Genomic DNA, 17,875 nt, shown 5'->3' on the forward strand with positions numbered 1-17,875 from the left:
TCTTACACTTTTTTATAAAGCAAGATCCGTGCCAACTTTTTATTTTTTTGCAAAATAAAAAAAGCACATATTCATTTTTTCGCATAAATACGTGCTTTTTTCATCTTAAAATTTTTAATTATTTTCTGTCAGATAATAGATCATCAAGATCTCCCGCTCATTCAGCGACACATTGTACTTGTTTTCTATGACACTAAAACTCTCTTTTAAATTTTTTATGAAACTTTCCCGACACTTCAGATCATCTGTCATATCTTCCTGTGGCAGCCTTCCTTTTTCAAGTATCAATCGTTCTACCATGACACACATATGAATATACAGCATCTTTTTTTGATCGATCGAATAGGTTGTATCTTCTAAAATCTCCAGCTTGCTGACAGTTTCTTCGACATCTCCCATGATCTTATCTGGATTCAGGATCGTAAGCTGCCCGATCAGATTCTTTATTGTAAAGCTCCTTACGATATTCTCAATAAATCGTTGTGTCTTGTCCTTGTCACAATATCGTCCTACTGTGGAATAAATAACTTTCTCTCCCCTCTCGTCAATCAATTCATTTAACATAAGTGTCGTAACGCCTTGGATCATAAGCTTGCTTGTCGTTATGATAAACTGTATATCATATTTACGAAAGACATCGCATCGGTTTCCCTCCGTACTTAATTCTGCATAAGTCATCTCCACAACATCAATATCAATGCCTTCCAGGCATCCTTGCAGCAACATCTTCATCTTATCTGTCGTTCCTAAACCTGTCGTACAGCATAAAAGAATTGCTTTTGGTTTTTGTTTGCTTGGAACAAATGATTTCTTTGTAACATGATGCTCGATGATCGTATCCATAATATTTTGAAGATCTTCATGTTTTAAGATCAATTCTCCTGCTTCTAATGCCATTTCTGTCGTAATATTATTGACAATCCCCAAATCTCCTTCGACATCATCTTTTATGTCTTCTGAAATATCAAGTAATGATCCCATATCAACAAAGATCAACAACCCTTTGGAGGTATTCGTATTTTTGAGATATCGCTTAATACGTTTTACTACATCTTTCTTTGGCGTATCATATTCCATATCAAAAGCTTCAAATATATAAGTTTCAAATACCTTATTGACAGTACTTGTAATACTAGATGCCGTCGCTGGTCCATGTGATACGATGATCGCATTTGTATAATCCATCTCATCCCTTGCAATACTGTAAAAATATAACATCGCAAACATCCTTACAAACCATGGATTTGTCTCATAATCTACTGCCTGATGAAGCATCTCATAGAAAATAAGTCCCATCTTATAATAACGGTACATCACTCTCTGCAATTGTTTTGCCAGATGTTCGTATTTCCTGTCGTCTGTATGCTTATTCTGATTATTCAGTACATAAAGCATCTTTACAAATACCATTTCCATCACACCACTGTATTTGAGACCGTAATTATCTTGAAGATAGATCAAAATATTTCTCACTGCCTGTGTATACAGATTCTGCACATATGGATGAATTTCCTGATCGATCACGATATCTTCGATTCGATTCACTTCATCATAAATGATCTTTCGAAACTTAATGGTTGATATATCTTTCTCAAGATATTCTTGGATCAGATCATTGATCACTTTCTCCGAAAAATCCACATCCGCCTGTTCTGTCATAGAAATCTTCCACACTGCGTCCTGATCTGGTGACACTTCGATCATTTCATTGATATATGGAATTGATTCTCCATTTCCATGAAGTAATGTATCGGAAGACAGGTGGCTTAAATTAAGAGGTATCACTTCCTGTCCTTTACTTCTTTCATTGTATGCCTTTGCACAGGATAATCGAATGATATTTTTTAACGTTCCAATATTGCCTTTTCCTTGGAATGTCAGCAATCGATTGATCACATTACTGCTCACCTGAAATGCAGTATTCATCGTTTTGGATTCCTGATGGATCAAAAACAAGATCAATTCATACTTCTCTTCCAAAGTTCTTTCCTGAAAATCTGGCAGCACTACATCTACTGGAATTCTTCTTAGAAATGTATCCAGCATAGTTTCTCTGCCTTCTGTTGTTGCAAAGATCAGTCGAACATTCAATTCACAATTTTGTCCACTGTCTCCCATTCTGGAAATGATCCCTTTATCCATATATCGAAATAACTTTTCCTGTCCTTCTGGCGATAGGCGATGAACTTCATCCAAAAACAGATACCCTTTGTCTGCTTCTTCAATCAGGCCTTTTGTATCCTTATTGGCCCCTGTAAACGCTCCTTTTTTGTATCCAAATAAGACAGACGATAATAATTCTTTATTATTCGCATAATCCGCACAGTTTAATACAACAAAAGGGGCATCCTCTGGAATTGTTCCAATGAATTTTGCATATTGGTAGATGTACTCTGCCAAAAGACTTTTTCCAACTCCACTTGATCCAAATAATAAAATCGGCATACCCTTGTTTGGATAACCTGCCGATAACTTACACTTCTCTACTGCGTCTTTTAAACTTTGATCTGCTCCAATAAATGTTGTAAATGGATCCTCTGGTAATTGATCTTCTGGTTGTATGTAAGAAAATATAACCGGCCGTGTTTTCTCTTTCTGGACAATTCCTTCTCTTACAAACTCGTTTAAAATTCCACTCGCTGTGTTTCTCTGAATATTTAATTGTACCGCAATACTCTCCGCCGTTTGATGATTCTTACATTCCTTCAACAATTTCAGAATACGATCCTTATTATTTTCTTTTGCCATACTTTTCTTATCCTTTCTTATTTCGTACTCCAAGTCTCGTCTTCTTTGTTGTTTTTAAATATATACAATTCTTATTCTCATACTACCATTTATAGTGATGCAGCTGTCCTTCCATCTGAAATGCCTTAAATCCCTGATGTCTCAGCACTTCATAGGCAACGATCGCTACAGAGTTAGATAAATTTAATGACCGGATATGTGGCAGCATTGGGATTCTTATAGAAGTCTCTTCATAATTCAATAAGATTTCTTCTGGAATTCCAGCGCTTTCTTTTCCAAACATGATATATACATCTTCGTCATCTTCATATGCTGGTGCCGAATATACATGTTTTGCTTTTGTTGTTGCCATGTAAATCTTGGGATCATTGTTCTTCTCTAGAAAATCCTCAAAATTGATATATGTACGTACATCTAATTTATCCCAATAATCAAGACCGGCTCTCTTGATCATCTTTTCGTTTAAACGAAATCCTAGTGGTTCGATCAGATGCAGAACAGCACCGCATGCCACGCAGGTTCTTCCGATATTTCCAGTGTTTGCCGGCATCTCCGGCTCATGTAATACTATGTGAAGCATTATTAACTCTCCAATCTCTTAACTTTTTATCTATTGCTTCTTTGAAAGATGATTGATAAATCGTTCCAGACGCCCTAAAGCTTCTTTTAGTTCTTCAATGGAATATGCATAGGAAACTCTGAGATATCCTTCTCCACAGGCTCCGAAGGCAGATCCAGGAACGATTGCTACTTTCTCTTCATTTAACAGTTTTGTTGCAAATTCTTCAGATGTCATGCCAAATTTCTTAATAGATGGAAAGATGTAAAAGGCACCTTCTGGTTCAAAACATTCGATTCCCATTCGTTGAAACTCATGTACCAAAAATCGTCTGCGCTGATTGTATGCAGTCCTCATCTCTTCGACTTCATCATCACAGGAACGCATCGCTTCGATCGCTGCATACTGACTAGTCGTCGGCGCTGCCATGATACAGAACTGATGAACCTTGACCATCTGTTTCATCATGTACCTTGGTGCTGCAACATAACCAAGTCTCCATCCAGTCATTGCAAATGCCTTGGAAAATCCATTGATCACGATCGATCTGTCTTTCATCTCTGGCAAGGATGCGATACTGACGTGATCTCTTCCATAGGTAAGTTCTGAATAAATCTCATCAGAAATCACAACAATATCATGTTCTTTTGCAAACTCTGCGATCGGTTCTAACTCTTCTCTTGTCATGATCGCACCCGTTGGATTGTTTGGAAATGAAATGATCATTGCTTTTGTTTTATCTGTGACAGCGGCTTCTAACTGCTCTTTTTTAAGCTTAAATTTATCTTCTTCCTTAAGACTTACGATCACAGGAGTTCCACCTGCCATAACAACACATGCCACATAAGAAACGAAACATGGCTGTACAACGATGACTTCATCTCCTGGATCAAGGATCGTACGCATCGCAATGTCGATTCCTTCGCTTCCACCAACAGTCACTATGATCTCATGATTTGGATCATAAACCAACTCGTATTTTCTTTCTAAATATTCACTGATCTCATATCGCAGCTCCTTTAACCCTGCATTCGATGTATAAAAGGTTCTGCCTCGCTCCAATGAGTAAATTCCTTCTTCCCTGACTCTCCATGGTGTATCAAAATCCGGTTCCCCCACACCTAAGGAAATGGCATCTGGCATCTCGCTTACAATGTCAAAAAACTTGCGGATTCCGGATGGTTCCAGACTTACAACTCTCTTTGATAAAAAATCTCTCATTATGGAGTCACCGCCTGTCTCTCATCCACTTTCTTTGCTTCAAGAACAGTTCCATGATCTTTATATTTCTTCAATACAAAATGTGTTACTGTACTGACAACAGATTCCAGTGGTGCTAATTTGGATGATGTGAACATAGAGATCTCTTTCATCGTCTTTCCTTCTAACATAACCATGAAATCATATCCCCCAGACATCAGATAAACGGCTTTTACTTCTGGAAAATTATAAATACGTTCTGCAATGCGGTCGAATCCCTGACCTCTTTGTGGTGTTACTTTTACCTCGATCATCGCTGTCAGTTGATCCTTGCTTGTATTGTCCCAGTTGATCAAAGTATGATACCCACAGATGATATGTTCTTTTTCCATATCTGCGATCTCATTGGCGACTTCCGTCTCCGCGACATCTAGCATCACCGCCAGATCATGGATCGCTAAACGACTGTTTTTCTCGATCAATTTTAAAATCAGTTCTCTTAATTCTGTGTTCATACTGTTTCCTCCATTTTTCTCTCTGAAAATTATCTGCGATTATTTTCAGAATATATTTTATATAACTCGTCCTGTCTAGGTGCCTCCAGATTCGCTGCCTTTCCCTGACGATAGATTACTTTATCTCTGGAATCTGTTGTATGACCAATAATGGTTGCTTTGATGCCTGCCTGTTCCAGTTCATTGACTAATGTTCTTCCATGATCTGTTGTGATCAGCATAGATCCACTTGAGATCAATTGATATGGGTTCAGATCATATCGTTCACAAAATTCGATCGTATGTTGTCTTAATGGAATATCTTCAATGCAAACCTCCACCCCGACACCAGATGCTTTGGAAATCTCCCATAAAGCACCATAAACTCCGCTTTCGGTGATATCATGCATACAAGATGCATATTTTTCTGGCGATCAGACCTTCTGGCACGACAGAGATATCATCTAGAAATGCCTTTGCATCATCAATAAATGTATCAGAAAACCATTCTTTTAACTCGTCTTCTTTTTCATTTGCGATGATTCCCGTTCCTTCCATACCAAGATATTTTGTGACTACGATATCCTGACCTGGTTTCGCCCCGCCAGATAGGATCAATTCATCTTCTTTCACTTTTCCAATCCCTGTCACAGATAATACTGGCTGCGTAACCGCTGCCGTAATCTCTGTATGGCCGCCTAATACCATGATATTTAATTTCTCACACTCTGCATTGATCTGCTGCATCATCTTCTTGATCTGTGCTTCCTTGATCATTGGTGGCAGAAGTGCTGTCACCATAAGTCCGATCGTCTCAGCTCCTGCGGATGCAAGATCGTTGGCAGTTACATGAACTGCCAGATGTCCGATCTCTTTTACCGTGCCTGTGATCGGATCTGTTGATGTGACAAATACTTCTCCTTCCTGAAGTTTCAATGCCGCACAATCTTCCCCGATTCCAGGTCCTACTAAGACTTCATCTCTCCTTGTATGCAATTGCTCAAACACAACTTTCTGCAATGCAGATTCTGATAATTTTCCTATTTTCATCCTTAATTTCCTGTGCTTCCCTGAGATTTCACAGCCGCTGATCTCTTCGCTGTTGTAGACTTCTGTGCTGCCGTTGTAGATTTCTGTGCTGCTGTTGTTGTCTCAGACTTCTGTGCTGTTGTTTCTTTTGAATCTTTTTTCTTATCCTTTTTATCGTCTTTTTTATCTTCCGCTTTCTTTGTTCCTACACGATAAACCGTTGGTGTTGACATATATGTGGAAGTATTAAATACCTTTTTGGATACCTGTTTACCATTGATCTTCACAATCTTCCAAAGTCTTGCACTGTATCCAGTGTGTCCATAACTTTCCACAACTTTCTGTCCTTCGGCAAGCGTATTATCATTAACTGTACTTTCAGAACTTTCTTTTACCTGTGTTGTCTCAGATAAGAATTCTACCGTACGTTTTGAATCTTTTTTCTTTCCATAGACCGTAAATGTGATCGTTGAACCATTTGCTTTTCCTTCAATATAGATCGGAGTATCGAATGTATTCTTAAACTTCATATCCTTATGCGTTCCTGCGATTGCTGCATCTGCAGATCTTGGCACATAATGTACGGTCATGGAATGTGGAAAACGTTCTACGATCTTTAATTCTGCACGGATAACTGCATTATACAAAGTAGTAGATACCTGGCAGATTCCACCACCATATGTCTGAACCGTCTGTCCATTTTCATAGGAACCTGCGAGTGCATATCCATTTTCTTTTGTAAATGGTGATACGGTTTTATATACAGATAATGTCTCTCCTGGATAAACCATGCTTCCATTGATCTTACTTGCACCATTAGCAACATTTACTTTACGACCATATGGAGATCCACCGTATTCGGTTGTATAAGTTCCAAGTACATCTTTGATCTCTGCCATATCTTTTGATGTATATTTTGCTTTTTTCTTTACAACATCCAGTTCAAATTGATGTTTTCCAGCTTCAACTGCTTTTTTGAAATTCGCAAATGTTTCATTCATATTTAATGTATAACCTGTCTTTTCTTTGATCACGACAAATTTGCCAGCCTTACGTTTCACACTTGCATTTCTTGGTTCTGAAACAATCTTCTTTGTTGCTTTTTTTACATTCTTCTCAAACTTCGCTTTATCATATTTGCGATAAACCGGAAGTTTATGTTTCTTCTCTTTTACATCGGAATACTTTGTAAAAATACTTCCACTTCTCCCAAGTGCATAAGCTTCTTCCACTGTCTTGTCTGCCTCAGCGAATGCTCCAAGATCTTCGATCTTGGCACTTGATCTTTCATCGTCTACATAAAGTGTGATCTTTTCCTGATGAATCTCCTTCATATGAGATTCAATCGCATCTTTTGCTTCTGATCTTGTCATTCCACCGATAGAAATTCCCTCACATGAAACCCCTTTTATGATCTTTCCATCTTTTACTGCACTGCTCACCTTATGGTTTAGGTAAAAAGTTCCACCTGCTGCCAAAATAACGATCACTGCAACCGCAATGATAATTTTTTTCTTCATCGTCTCTTCCTTCTTCCTCTCCAAATTCATTCTTACATCATCAAATATCCTGCTACCATTGTTCCAACCATCACAATGATCAGAAGAATCGCAATAACGGATACAAAAAATCTTTTCTTTTTCATTTCTTCATCACTCCATAATTTAATATAATATGATCAATCTTCTTTGATGCTTCTCTCTGTGTCATCTGATCAATATCTAAGCACTCCCCTATCGCATGATATTTCATCAGATTCTCTAGATACTTCTTTTGTTTTGATGTAGCCGGACGTTCTTTCTTTACCTTAAATTGAAGCTGCTGTGGCTGAAAGATTTCCTCTTCTGTTGGAAATTCTTTCTTCATCTGCTCAAACACAACAGCTGTTGCTAATGCATCATCGTAAGCACGGTGTGCTGCCTGATTTACATAATGATAATGAGCACAGAGTGTCTCCAGCTTCTTATTTTCAAGTCCAGTTAATAACTTCCTTGCTACTTTTAGCGTGTCAACTCCTGTTTTCTCAAACGGATACTTAAATGAAGCTGCTGCCATCTTCATAAACTTATAGTCAAACATGACGTTATGTCCAAGAACCGGAAGATCCCCGCTAAATTCCAAAAATTCCTCAACACCTTCTTTCAGTGGAATTCCCTTCCTTAACATATCCCTGCTGATTCCTGTTAAATTGATGATAAAATCACTGACTTCGATCTCTGGATGAATGATACAGTTATACTTTCCACTGATCTTCCCATCTCTGATCTTAACAGCTCCAATTTCAATAATCTGATCTGAATCTGGGGATAACCCCGTTGTCTCCAGATCAAATGCAACATAATCTTTCATCTGTCGTTACCTCTGAGAATTTATACTTATTTGTGCAAGCACAAACGCAATTTATACTTATTGACACTTACATCATATTATACACAAATCAACTTTTTGCCTCAACCCTGTTTTCTACTATATTTTTATGCTTTTTTATGTTACGATTAACCTAGATATAATTAGAAAACAAAGGAGGACGGCAAGATGATAAAGCTGATCGTTTCTGATCTTGACGGAACACTGCTTAACAGCAAACAACAAATCAGTGATCGTACACTCCGTGCGATCAAACAAATTCAAAGAAAGGGACTCCGTCTTTTGATCAATACGGAACAGAATTATTTTGATGCCAAAAAACTCCTCGATGCATACGATATTTCTTGTGATATCGCATGTTTTGGCGGTTCCTGCATCTTTGATACTTCTGGGCACCAGCTGCATGCTTCTTATATTCCAACCAAACGTATCCCTGAGATGCTGCGGATCTTCGGTTCCTGTCGTACTTTTTATGAGATCCACAGTACTCGTGGATTATGTGTCTTGGGTTCCAAGGAAGGATATGCAAATTATCTGTCTTCTGAAGTTGTTCCCGCTTTGAGAGAAGAATTTCCAAGTCAAACACTAGATGAAGAATCTTATATCTGTGAACGACTTGAAAATGCTCATTTTTATGATAATGGACAACTTCTTCTTTCTGAGAATCCACAGATCATTAAAATCACGACACAGTCCTTAGACCAGCAGAAACTTGAACAGCTTACAAACAGCCTTCATACGCAGGTCCCACACTTTGCAGTATCCCATCAGAGTCCATATCGTCTCGATATCACAGCTGTAAATGCATTAAAAGGTGCAGCCGTTCATTTTTATACTGAGAAATATCAGATTTCACTGAAAGATACCATGGTGATCGGTGACAGTGAAAATGATTATTCTATGCTTGGACTTCCTTATATCGAAAGCATTGCCATGGGAAATGCAGATGATATCATTCAGGAGATTTGTCTCCATCACACAACAGATAACGATCACGATGGCGTTGCAATCGTGTTGGAACAGATTCTTTCCAAACAATGATCATTGAAATATATTTTAAAGCAATTTGGAATGTTTTATCTATTCCAATTGTGATACTATAAAGATGAGAAGAAATTACACCCAATACAGGAGGCTATCACATGATTAAATTAATTTCATCCGATATGGATGGTACTCTTCTTGACAGCTATCGTCAGATTACCCCGATCAATGTCGAAGCGATCAAAAGAGCTCAGGAAAATGGTATCAATTTTATTATCAACACAGGACGTGAATATCCAAATGCACGCGGTCTTGTGGAAGCAGCCGGATTAAAATGCGACTTAATCTGCAGTAATGGAGCTTGTGCTTTTGATAAAGATGGAAATCTTTTATTCGAGCATATTCTTGATAAAGAAACTGTCCGCACCATTTTTGATGCATTTAATAAATACGGAATGGAACCTGCATTATTTACAACAGAAGGACGTATTTCTCTTCTTCCATTAGAAGAACGTGAAATTTATACAAGAGATGTATTCATTCCTGCCATTCAGGTCAATCACCCAGATATGAAATATACTTTAGATGATTACCGTGAGTTAGTTGATGATGTTATCTTTGTTGATGGTCAGGAGGCGTTATTAAACAGTGACCACCGCATCCTAAAGATCACATCAAACTCTCCAGATCATGAATCCCTAAAGAAACTACGTGTAGAACTCGAAAAAATTCCGGGACTTGCTGTTGTATCTACGGTTCCAACGGATATTGAGATTACTTCTATCAATGCTCAGAAGGGAAGCTCTTTACTAGATTATGCAAAAAAAGATGGATTAAAACCAGAAGAGATCATCGCGATCGGTGACAGTGAAAATGATTATTCTATGTTATCTATCCCTGGTATTCATTCCGTTGCTATGGAGAATGCTTGTGATATGATCCGCAATATCTGTGTTTACCAGACACGTGCGAATACTCGTGATGGAATTGCTTATATTATTAATTGTATATTGGCAGATCGAGAGAATTTCAAGTTGTGATTTGTAAGTAGTGTTGGTCATGTATGAGTATTTATTATAATTTCCTGTCTACTGCAACATAACCTGAAAACCAATAACGTCCACCAGCTTGAATTTTCTTAATTTTATAATTGAAAGTCTTCAGGTATTTAGAGAAAAAATGAAAGATAGCATGTGAGCAACGATCAAACTCCGTCAATGGAATTCGTGTTGCTCACATGCTATCTTTCATTTTTTCTCTAAATACTCGATGACCTTCAACTCATACAAATAAAATAACCTATTTTCGTTTTAATCTCACCACAGTCTCTACATGTGAGCTGTGGCTAAATTGGTCGACGGCGCAGACCTTTTCGACTTCGTAGCCTTGTTCTGATAGTACTTTTAAATCTCTGGCTAGTGTTGCTGGATCACAGCTTACATATACGATTCGTTTGGGTGTCATTTTCACCATTGTTTCTAACAGTTTACTGTCGCATCCCTTTCTTGGTGGGTCAACGACGATCGTGTCTGCATAGACTCCATTTTTCTCGTATTCTCTTGGAAGTACTTCTTCTGCTTTTCCTACGAAGAATTCTGCATTATCAAAGCCATTCATCTTAGCATTTAATCTTGCATCGTCGATGGCTTCTTTGACGATTTCTACTCCATAAACTTTCTTTGCTTTCTGAGCCAGGAATAAGGAAATAGTTCCAATTCCGCAATAGAGATCCCATACGGTTTCTTCGCCTTTTAAATCTGCGTATTCCATAGCTTTTTCGTATAATACTTTTGTTTGTGTTGGATTGACCTGGAAGAAAGATAGTGGTCCGATCTGGTATTTTACATTGCCAATATAATCATAAATGTATGGTTTACCATATACTTCTTCAGTCTTGCTTCCCAAGATCCTGTTTGTCTTTTCTTTGTTGATATTGACGCAGATACTTGTCATTCCTTCGACTTCTGTTAAGGAATCTACGAGCATTTCTAAGTTTCTCAGATTCTTTTTGCTCCCATTCACAACAAGACAGACCATGATCTCACCTGTTTTGAATCCGACTCTTGTTACAATGTGGCGGACCAATCCTTTATGGGTCTTTTCGTCATAAGCTGTAATATTGTTTTTCTTCATATAGTCCAAGACTTTTAATAAAATCTGTTCGTTCACTGGATGTTGGATCATACAGTGTGTGCAATCAATAATATGATGCGTCCTTCCTGCATAAAATCCTGTGATAAGATTCCCTTCTTTGTCATATCCGACTGGAAACTGAGCTTTGTTTCGATAGTAAAATGGTTCTTCCATCCCAAGGATCGGTTCCATTTTTTCTTCAATATTTTCTAAGCCTCCAATTCTTTCTAAACAGTTTTTCACTTTATTAAATTTATATTCTAACTGCTTTTCATAAGCTAAATGCTGTAATGTACATCCTCCGCACTGTCTTGCTTTGGAACAGCGTGGGCTGACTCTGTCTTTGGATGCTTCTATGACTTCTTCTACTCTTGCGAAGCCATAATTTTTCTTTGTTTTGATGATCTTTGCACGAACTTTGTCTCCGATGACTGCATCTTTTAAAAAGAGGGCATAACCATCTATATGGCCGATGCCCTCTCCTTCGTTCCCAATGTCATCGATATAGAGTTCTACGATCTGATTTTTCTTAAATTCCATACGCACCTCTGTATCTTTTTCTTGGTTAAACTGTTGTATTGATCCTGTTTTATTATAATTCTCTTAGATAGATGTCTTACGAATTCTTGTATCTAATAAACGCTGGAATCCTGACCATTCCTGATCTTCTTTTTGTTTCTCCATGATCTCTGCAAATGTTTCCATCTTCGCATCTAAATTATCTGCCTGACTTAGTGCAATTGCTTCTAATAATGCAGGTTTCTTTGGAGAACCAAATTCTAATTCTCCGTGATGTGCTAACATACAGTGTTTTACTTCATTTGCAAGTTTTGGTGGGAAACCTGGAATCTCATGGATCAGGCGGTCTAATTTGATCGCTCCCATCACAATGTGTCCAACTAACTGACCTTCATCTGTATAGTCATTCTCTGGAAAGCTTGATAATTCTTCGACTTTCCCCATATCATGCCATAATGCACACATTACGATCAAGTCTCTGTTTAACTGTGGATACAGATTTGCATAGCTTTCACAAATTTTCGCTACAGATAAACTGTGCTCTAAAAGCCCTCCGATATACCCATGGTGTACGCTTTTTGCTGCGGAATGTACTTTAAATTCTCTTGCAAAATTTTTATCCTCTATAAAGATCTTCTCTGCTAATTGTTTTAAATACTGGTTCTTTGTCTTGCTGATCATTGCAAGAAGCTCTTTGAACATCCCATCAATATCCTTCTTGGTACTTGGCATATAATCTGCCATGTCAAACTCACCTTCCTGAGCTTTACGGATCTGTTGGATGTTTAACTGGTTAGAACCCTGGTAACTTGTTACCTGTCCTCTGACTAAAATGTAGTCCATCGCCTCGAAATGTCCGATCGCATTGGTAAGTTCCCATACCTTTCCGTCGATCATTCCTGTTTTATCTTGTAGTGTCAGGGAATAATATGATTTTCCAAATTTGGATGTTCCCGGTGATTTTGTCTTACATAAATAAATCTCGGAAACCTGATCTCCTTCGTGCAAATCACTAATATATCTCATTGCTTTGTGCCTTTCTAAATTCGTTCTTCGCCAGCCAACTCTCCTGGCGATTTTTAAATCCTCTATTTTTTACCTATGTTATTATGCCACAGTTTAGTTGTAAAATCTAGTGAAATTTACTTATTATGAACGTCATGATTTCAAAAGGCACAAAACTGTTTATGAATTTACATTTTTCGCATTCAAATATGCCTGCTTATAGAAAAATTCCTGTGAATTTAGTGGTGTATCCTGATTTTTAGGAATTTTATAATTTCCATTGTGATCTTCTTCTCTTGCTTTTACATTATCACTTAACATTGTGATAAACATCTCGATCAGCTGCATTTTAATATCTGTATTGTAGATCGGTACAGCTACCTCGACTCTTCTTAATGTATTTCTTGTCATAAAGTCTGCTGACGCTATATAAACTTTTTCTCTGCCCTTCGTTCCAAAAATATAGATTCTTGAATGTTCTAAGTATCTTCCAACAATACTTCTTACTTGAATATTATCTGTTTCACCCTTTACTCCCGGAATCAGGCAACAGATTCCTCGAATGACCATGTCAATCTTCACACCTGCTTTGGATGCTTTGATCAGCTTCTCCATGATCTTTTTGTCTGTTAAGGAGTTCATTTTTAATCCAATATAAGCTGGTTCTCCAGCTTTTGCATGTTCAATTTCCCGATCGATCATATGGATCACCTTATTCTGCAGACAGTGTGGAGCTACTAACAGATGATCTGTTTCTTCTACAGTTTCTCCCATAGATAACGCCTGAAAGACTTCCGCAGCCTCCAACGCAATATCGACATTTGCTGTCATCAAGGAAAGATCTGTATAAAGTCTGCTTGTCTTTTCATTATAGTTCCCTGTTCCGATCTGTGTAATATAAGATACTTTTCCTTTTTTCTTTCTTGTGATCAGACATAATTTAGAGTGTACTTTATAACCATCTAATCCATAGATCACGCGGCATCCTGCATCTTCTAACTGTCTGGACCATTCAATATTATTTTCCTCATCAAATCTAGCCTTTAATTCTACAAGGATCGTGACATCTTTTCCATTTTCTGCTGCCTCGATCAAAGATGCAATGATCTTACTCTGCTTTGCGACACGATATAATGTCATTTTGATTGAAACAACATCTTTATCTTCTGCCGCTTCCTGAAGCATTTTTAGAAATGGCCGCATACTTTCATATGGATAAGAGAGTAACTTATCTTCTTTTTCAATCTGATCCATAATTGGCATTTCTTCGTTAAACTGTGGTGATCTTTGAGGAACTCTTTTCTCAAAAAACAAGTCTGTCTCTCTTCTTAAAATATCCTGAATCTTAAATACAAAAGACAGATCTAACGGTGTCTGTGTATAGAATACATATTTTCTTTCAAGTTCCAGATATTCACATAAAAGATCAATGATCTCTCCATCCATCTCTCTTGATAATTCCATTCGGACTGGTGCTAATTTCTTTCTTTTCTTGATCAGTTCCACCATGAAATCGCGATAATCAAGATCTTCATCATACATGGAATCTGCATCAATATCTGCATTTCTTGTAATTCGGATCAATGTTTTTGCTTTGACATGGTATCCTTTGAAGATCCTTGGCACATAGTGAAGAATCATTTCTTCTGATAACATATAAGCATCTTTTCCAGAAATATTGATCAATCTGTCAAACGTTTCATTTCCACATGGGATAATTCCTAATTTTTCTTTTCTATTTTTAGTTTCTAACACAGCAACTGCGTAGATTTCTTTATTCTTTAAAAAAGGAAATGGCTGTCTCTTCCCTATGATCGTAGGAGAGATCAATGGCGCGATTTCTGCTTGAAAATAAGCTCTTAAATATTCGCTTTCTTTTTTAGATATTTTTTGAAAATTTACCAGATGGATGTTGTGTTCTTTCAGAGAATCCATCATCTCCTCATATACGCTGTCTTTTCTTCTATTTAATTTCTGTACCTGTGGAATGATCGCATCAATCTGTTCCTGTGGTGTCATCTTTGTCTTATTTTCTTTCATGTTCTTATCAAGTAACATCTGATCGATCAAAGATCCAACTCTTACCATAAAGAATTCATCTAAGTTGCTCTGGTAAATGGATGCAAATGTCAATCGTTCACATAGTGGTACTTCTCTATTCTCAGCCTCTTCTAATACGCGTTCGTTAAACTTAAGCCAGGACAGTTCCCGGTTCATAAAAATCTTCTGCTGTGTTTTCATCTTTTCCTCCAAATCTCTATACGATGTAATTTCTATTGTACTGGTCAAATGTAAAATCATACTGCTTTTTATGTTAAGTTATCGTAAATTAACGTCTGGAATTGCCATTTTCCCTATGTTTACAGTCCAAACAATCTGTGTTAAACTCTTTAGTGAGTTGCAATAATTTAATGTAAATGAGGAATTTTTCATGAATCAGAAAGTATTACAAACACTTGAATTTGATAAGATTATAAATATTTTAACAGGATACGCAACAACCGAACTAGGTAAGTTGATGTGTGCCAATTTAAAACCAATGACTGAAGAAGCTGATATCTTAAACGCTCAGGATCAGACACAGGATGCATTGACACGTATCTATAAACGTGGAAATGTGTCTTTTTTTGGAGTAAGTGATCTTTCCCCTTCTCTTGCCCGTTTGAAGATGAGAGGTACACTTGGAACTGGGGAACTTCTTGATATCGCTCGTGTTCTGGAATCTGTAAAGAATGCCGTTTCTTACGGAGTCCGCATGGAAGACGATCTTGAAGCAGATTCTCTCGACGAGCTTTTTGAAAGCCTTGTTCCTTTAGATGATCTTCTGCACGAGATCCGCCGCTGTATTATTTCTGAAGAAGAGATCAGTGATGATGCCTCTTCTACTTTAAAACATATCCGTCGTGCAATGAAACAGACAAACCAGAAGATTCATACACAGTTAACTACGCTGGTAAGCTCTGCATCCAATCAGGATAAATTACAGGATGCGATCGTTACAATGCGAAATGGGCGTTACTGCATACCAGTCAAGCAAGAGTACAGAAGTTCATTCCAAGGTATGATCCATGATCAGTCTGCTTCTGGAAATACGCTGTTTATTGAACCAATGTCTGTTGTAACATTAAATAATGAATTAAAAGAATTGGAAGGAAAAGAACAGTCTGAGATTGAGCATATTCTTTCTATATTAAGTGAACAGGCTTCTTATGGTGTTGATGATCTTGCACATAACCAGAAGACCCTTGTATTATTAGACTTCATTTTTGCAAAGGCAAAATATGCGAAGGATATTGATGCATCCAAACCTATTTTCCGTGAAGATGGAATTATCAATATCAAACAGGGATGTCATCCTTTACTAGACCGCAAAAAAGTCGTTCCGATCAACGTATCTCTCGGCAAAGATTTCTCCATGCTGATCGTGACCGGACCAAATACAGGTGGTAAAACTGTATCTTTAAAAACCGTTGGATTATTATCTTTGATGGGACAGGCAGGCCTTCATATTCCTGCATTCCAAGGATCTTCTCTTGGAATTTTTCGTGAAATTTTTGCAGATATCGGCGATGAGCAGAGTATTGAGCAAAACTTAAGTACCTTCTCTTCTCATATGACAAATATTGTATCGATCGTTCAGCAAGCTCATCGAGATTCTTTAGTATTACTCGATGAATTATGTGGTGGTACTGATCCAATCGAAGGTGCCGCACTTGCGATCTCTATTTTAAGTGATCTGCACGGACGTGGAATTAAAACAATGGCGACAACCCATTACAGTGAACTTAAAATGTTCGCACTTTCCACCGATGATATCGAAAATGCTTCCTGCGAATTTGATGTGGAAACGCTTTCTCCAACATACCGTCTGATGATCGGTATTCCTGGAAAAAGTAATGCGTTTGCAATTTCCCGCAAATTAGGATTGGATGAACATATCATTGAAGGTGCTGCAGATCAGATTGATGAATCTGTCAAAGATTTTGAAACGATCTTAGCTGACCTTGAAAAGAGTAAACAGACGATTGAAAAAGAACAGGAAGAGATCCTTGAATACCGTAAGGAAATCGAAACTCTCCGTAAGAGTTTAAAATCTCGTCAGGATAATATAAAAGAAAAACGTGATAAGATGCTTCGCGACGCCCGTGAAGAGGCTCACAATATCATCTCTGAGGCGAAAGAGATCGCAGATTCTACGATCCGTGAATATAACAAATTAAAGAAACAAAACAAGAATCCAGATACAAACAAGAAGATGGAACATATGCGAAGCGATCTTCGCGGCCGCATGACAAAATTAGAAGGTCAAATGGCTTACAAATCCAAGAAAAAGAACAAGAAACGTCACGAGGCGAATGATTTCCATGTTGGTGATGAAGTTTATGTAACAAGTCTTTCCCTTGCCGGAACTGTTTCCACGCTCCCAAATGCCAAAGGTGATCTGTATGTTCAGATGGGTATGATGCGTTCTCTTGTTAACATCAAAGACCTTGAGATCACAAAAACGGCCAAAGATGTAAAACGTGAAAATCAAAGAAATGAAAGTCGTAACCGAGGACGTACTGCGATCAACAAATCCGCTTCCATCCGACCTGAGATCAATGTTATGGGTATGACGGTTGATGAAGCAATCGCACAGCTTGATAAGTACATCGATGATGCGTGCCTGGCCAACTTAGCACAGATCACTGTTGTCCATGGAAAAGGAACTGGTGCTTTACGTAAAGGGCTTCATAATTACTTTAAACAGTTGAAGAAACAAAAACGTATCTCCGGTTACCGTGATGGTGAATATGGTGAAGGAGATCTTGGTGTAACTGTTGTTATACTGTAAAAA

The 17,875-nt window shown here is 37.8% G+C and carries 12 protein-coding genes and 1 pseudogene; 3 read left to right on the top strand and 10 right to left on the bottom strand.

The annotated features are described in order from the left end of the window. Positions 1 to 114: 114 nt before the first annotated feature. The 7 genes and pseudogenes from QUE18_RS12910 to QUE18_RS12940 form a co-directional block, all read right to left on the bottom strand. Positions 115 to 2,748 (bottom strand): sigma-54-dependent transcriptional regulator, encoded by a 2,634-nt coding sequence (locus QUE18_RS12910; protein WP_154663006.1) that lies wholly within the window; start codon positions 2,746 to 2,748, stop codon positions 115 to 117. 82 nt (positions 2,749 to 2,830) lie between these two features. Continuing rightward, positions 2,831 to 3,328: a tRNA (cytidine(34)-2'-O)-methyltransferase gene (locus QUE18_RS12915; RefSeq protein WP_008393030.1), complete on the bottom strand. Its 498-nt coding sequence runs from the start codon at positions 3,326 to 3,328 to the stop codon at positions 2,831 to 2,833. A 30-nt stretch (positions 3,329 to 3,358) separates the two neighbouring features. Continuing rightward, positions 3,359 to 4,528 (bottom strand): aminotransferase class I/II-fold pyridoxal phosphate-dependent enzyme, encoded by a 1,170-nt coding sequence (locus tag QUE18_RS12920; RefSeq protein ID WP_009203515.1) that lies wholly within the window; start codon positions 4,526 to 4,528, stop codon positions 3,359 to 3,361. After that, positions 4,528 to 5,022, bottom strand: a complete 495-nt coding sequence (locus QUE18_RS12925) for an Lrp/AsnC family transcriptional regulator (protein WP_008393032.1) — start codon at positions 5,020 to 5,022, stop codon at positions 4,528 to 4,530. The genes QUE18_RS12920 and QUE18_RS12925 overlap by 1 nt, the downstream gene beginning before the upstream one ends. A gap of 29 nt (positions 5,023 to 5,051) precedes the next feature. Continuing rightward, positions 5,052 to 6,051 (bottom strand): annotated as a pseudogene (locus QUE18_RS13880) (AIR synthase family protein). 2 nt (positions 6,052 to 6,053) lie between these two features. Further along, entirely contained in the window at positions 6,054 to 7,550 is a 1,497-nt protein-coding gene (locus QUE18_RS12935) for a VanW family protein (RefSeq protein WP_227054139.1), read from the bottom strand. Positions 7,551 to 7,671: 121 nt separating this feature from the next. Beyond that, complete coding sequence (locus tag QUE18_RS12940; RefSeq protein WP_009203518.1) at positions 7,672 to 8,379, bottom strand: 3'-5' exonuclease; 708 nt, start codon at positions 8,377 to 8,379, stop codon at positions 7,672 to 7,674. A gap of 186 nt (positions 8,380 to 8,565) precedes the next feature. Between QUE18_RS12940 and QUE18_RS12945 the strand changes: the two genes are divergently transcribed. Both QUE18_RS12945 and QUE18_RS12950 read left to right on the top strand, forming a co-directional pair. Continuing rightward, positions 8,566 to 9,438, top strand: a complete 873-nt coding sequence (locus QUE18_RS12945; RefSeq protein WP_009203519.1) for a Cof-type HAD-IIB family hydrolase — start codon at positions 8,566 to 8,568, stop codon at positions 9,436 to 9,438. A gap of 101 nt (positions 9,439 to 9,539) precedes the next feature. Further along, a complete protein-coding gene (locus QUE18_RS12950) occupies positions 9,540 to 10,421 on the top strand; it encodes a Cof-type HAD-IIB family hydrolase (protein WP_008393037.1) in 882 nt (293 codons plus the stop codon). A 259-nt stretch (positions 10,422 to 10,680) separates the two neighbouring features. On the opposite strand, the gene rlmD is transcribed toward QUE18_RS12950, so the two are convergent. The 3 genes from rlmD to ppk1 all read right to left on the bottom strand — a co-directional run bounded on the left by rlmD (position 10,681) and on the right by ppk1 (position 15,279). After that, positions 10,681 to 12,054: a 23S rRNA (uracil(1939)-C(5))-methyltransferase RlmD gene (gene rlmD / locus QUE18_RS12955; RefSeq protein WP_009203520.1), complete on the bottom strand. Its 1,374-nt coding sequence runs from the start codon at positions 12,052 to 12,054 to the stop codon at positions 10,681 to 10,683. Positions 12,055 to 12,117: 63 nt separating this feature from the next. Further along, positions 12,118 to 13,059: a 3'-5' exoribonuclease YhaM family protein gene (locus QUE18_RS12960; protein ID WP_009203521.1), complete on the bottom strand. Its 942-nt coding sequence runs from the start codon at positions 13,057 to 13,059 to the stop codon at positions 12,118 to 12,120. A gap of 159 nt (positions 13,060 to 13,218) precedes the next feature. Further along, positions 13,219 to 15,279 carry a polyphosphate kinase 1 gene (gene ppk1, locus QUE18_RS12965; protein WP_040344248.1) on the bottom strand — a complete coding sequence of 687 codons (2,061 nt, stop codon included), beginning with the start codon at positions 15,277 to 15,279 and terminating at the stop codon, positions 13,219 to 13,221. A 190-nt stretch (positions 15,280 to 15,469) separates the two neighbouring features. Between ppk1 and QUE18_RS12970 the strand changes: the two genes are divergently transcribed. After that, complete coding sequence (locus QUE18_RS12970) at positions 15,470 to 17,872, top strand: endonuclease MutS2 (RefSeq protein WP_009203523.1); 2,403 nt, start codon at positions 15,470 to 15,472, stop codon at positions 17,870 to 17,872. The last annotated feature ends 3 nt before the right edge of the window (positions 17,873 to 17,875 follow it).

It is taken from the genome of Anaerostipes hadrus ATCC 29173 = JCM 17467 (genome assembly GCF_030296915.1).
Lineage (GTDB): Bacteria > Bacillota > Clostridia > Lachnospirales > Lachnospiraceae > Anaerostipes > Anaerostipes hadrus.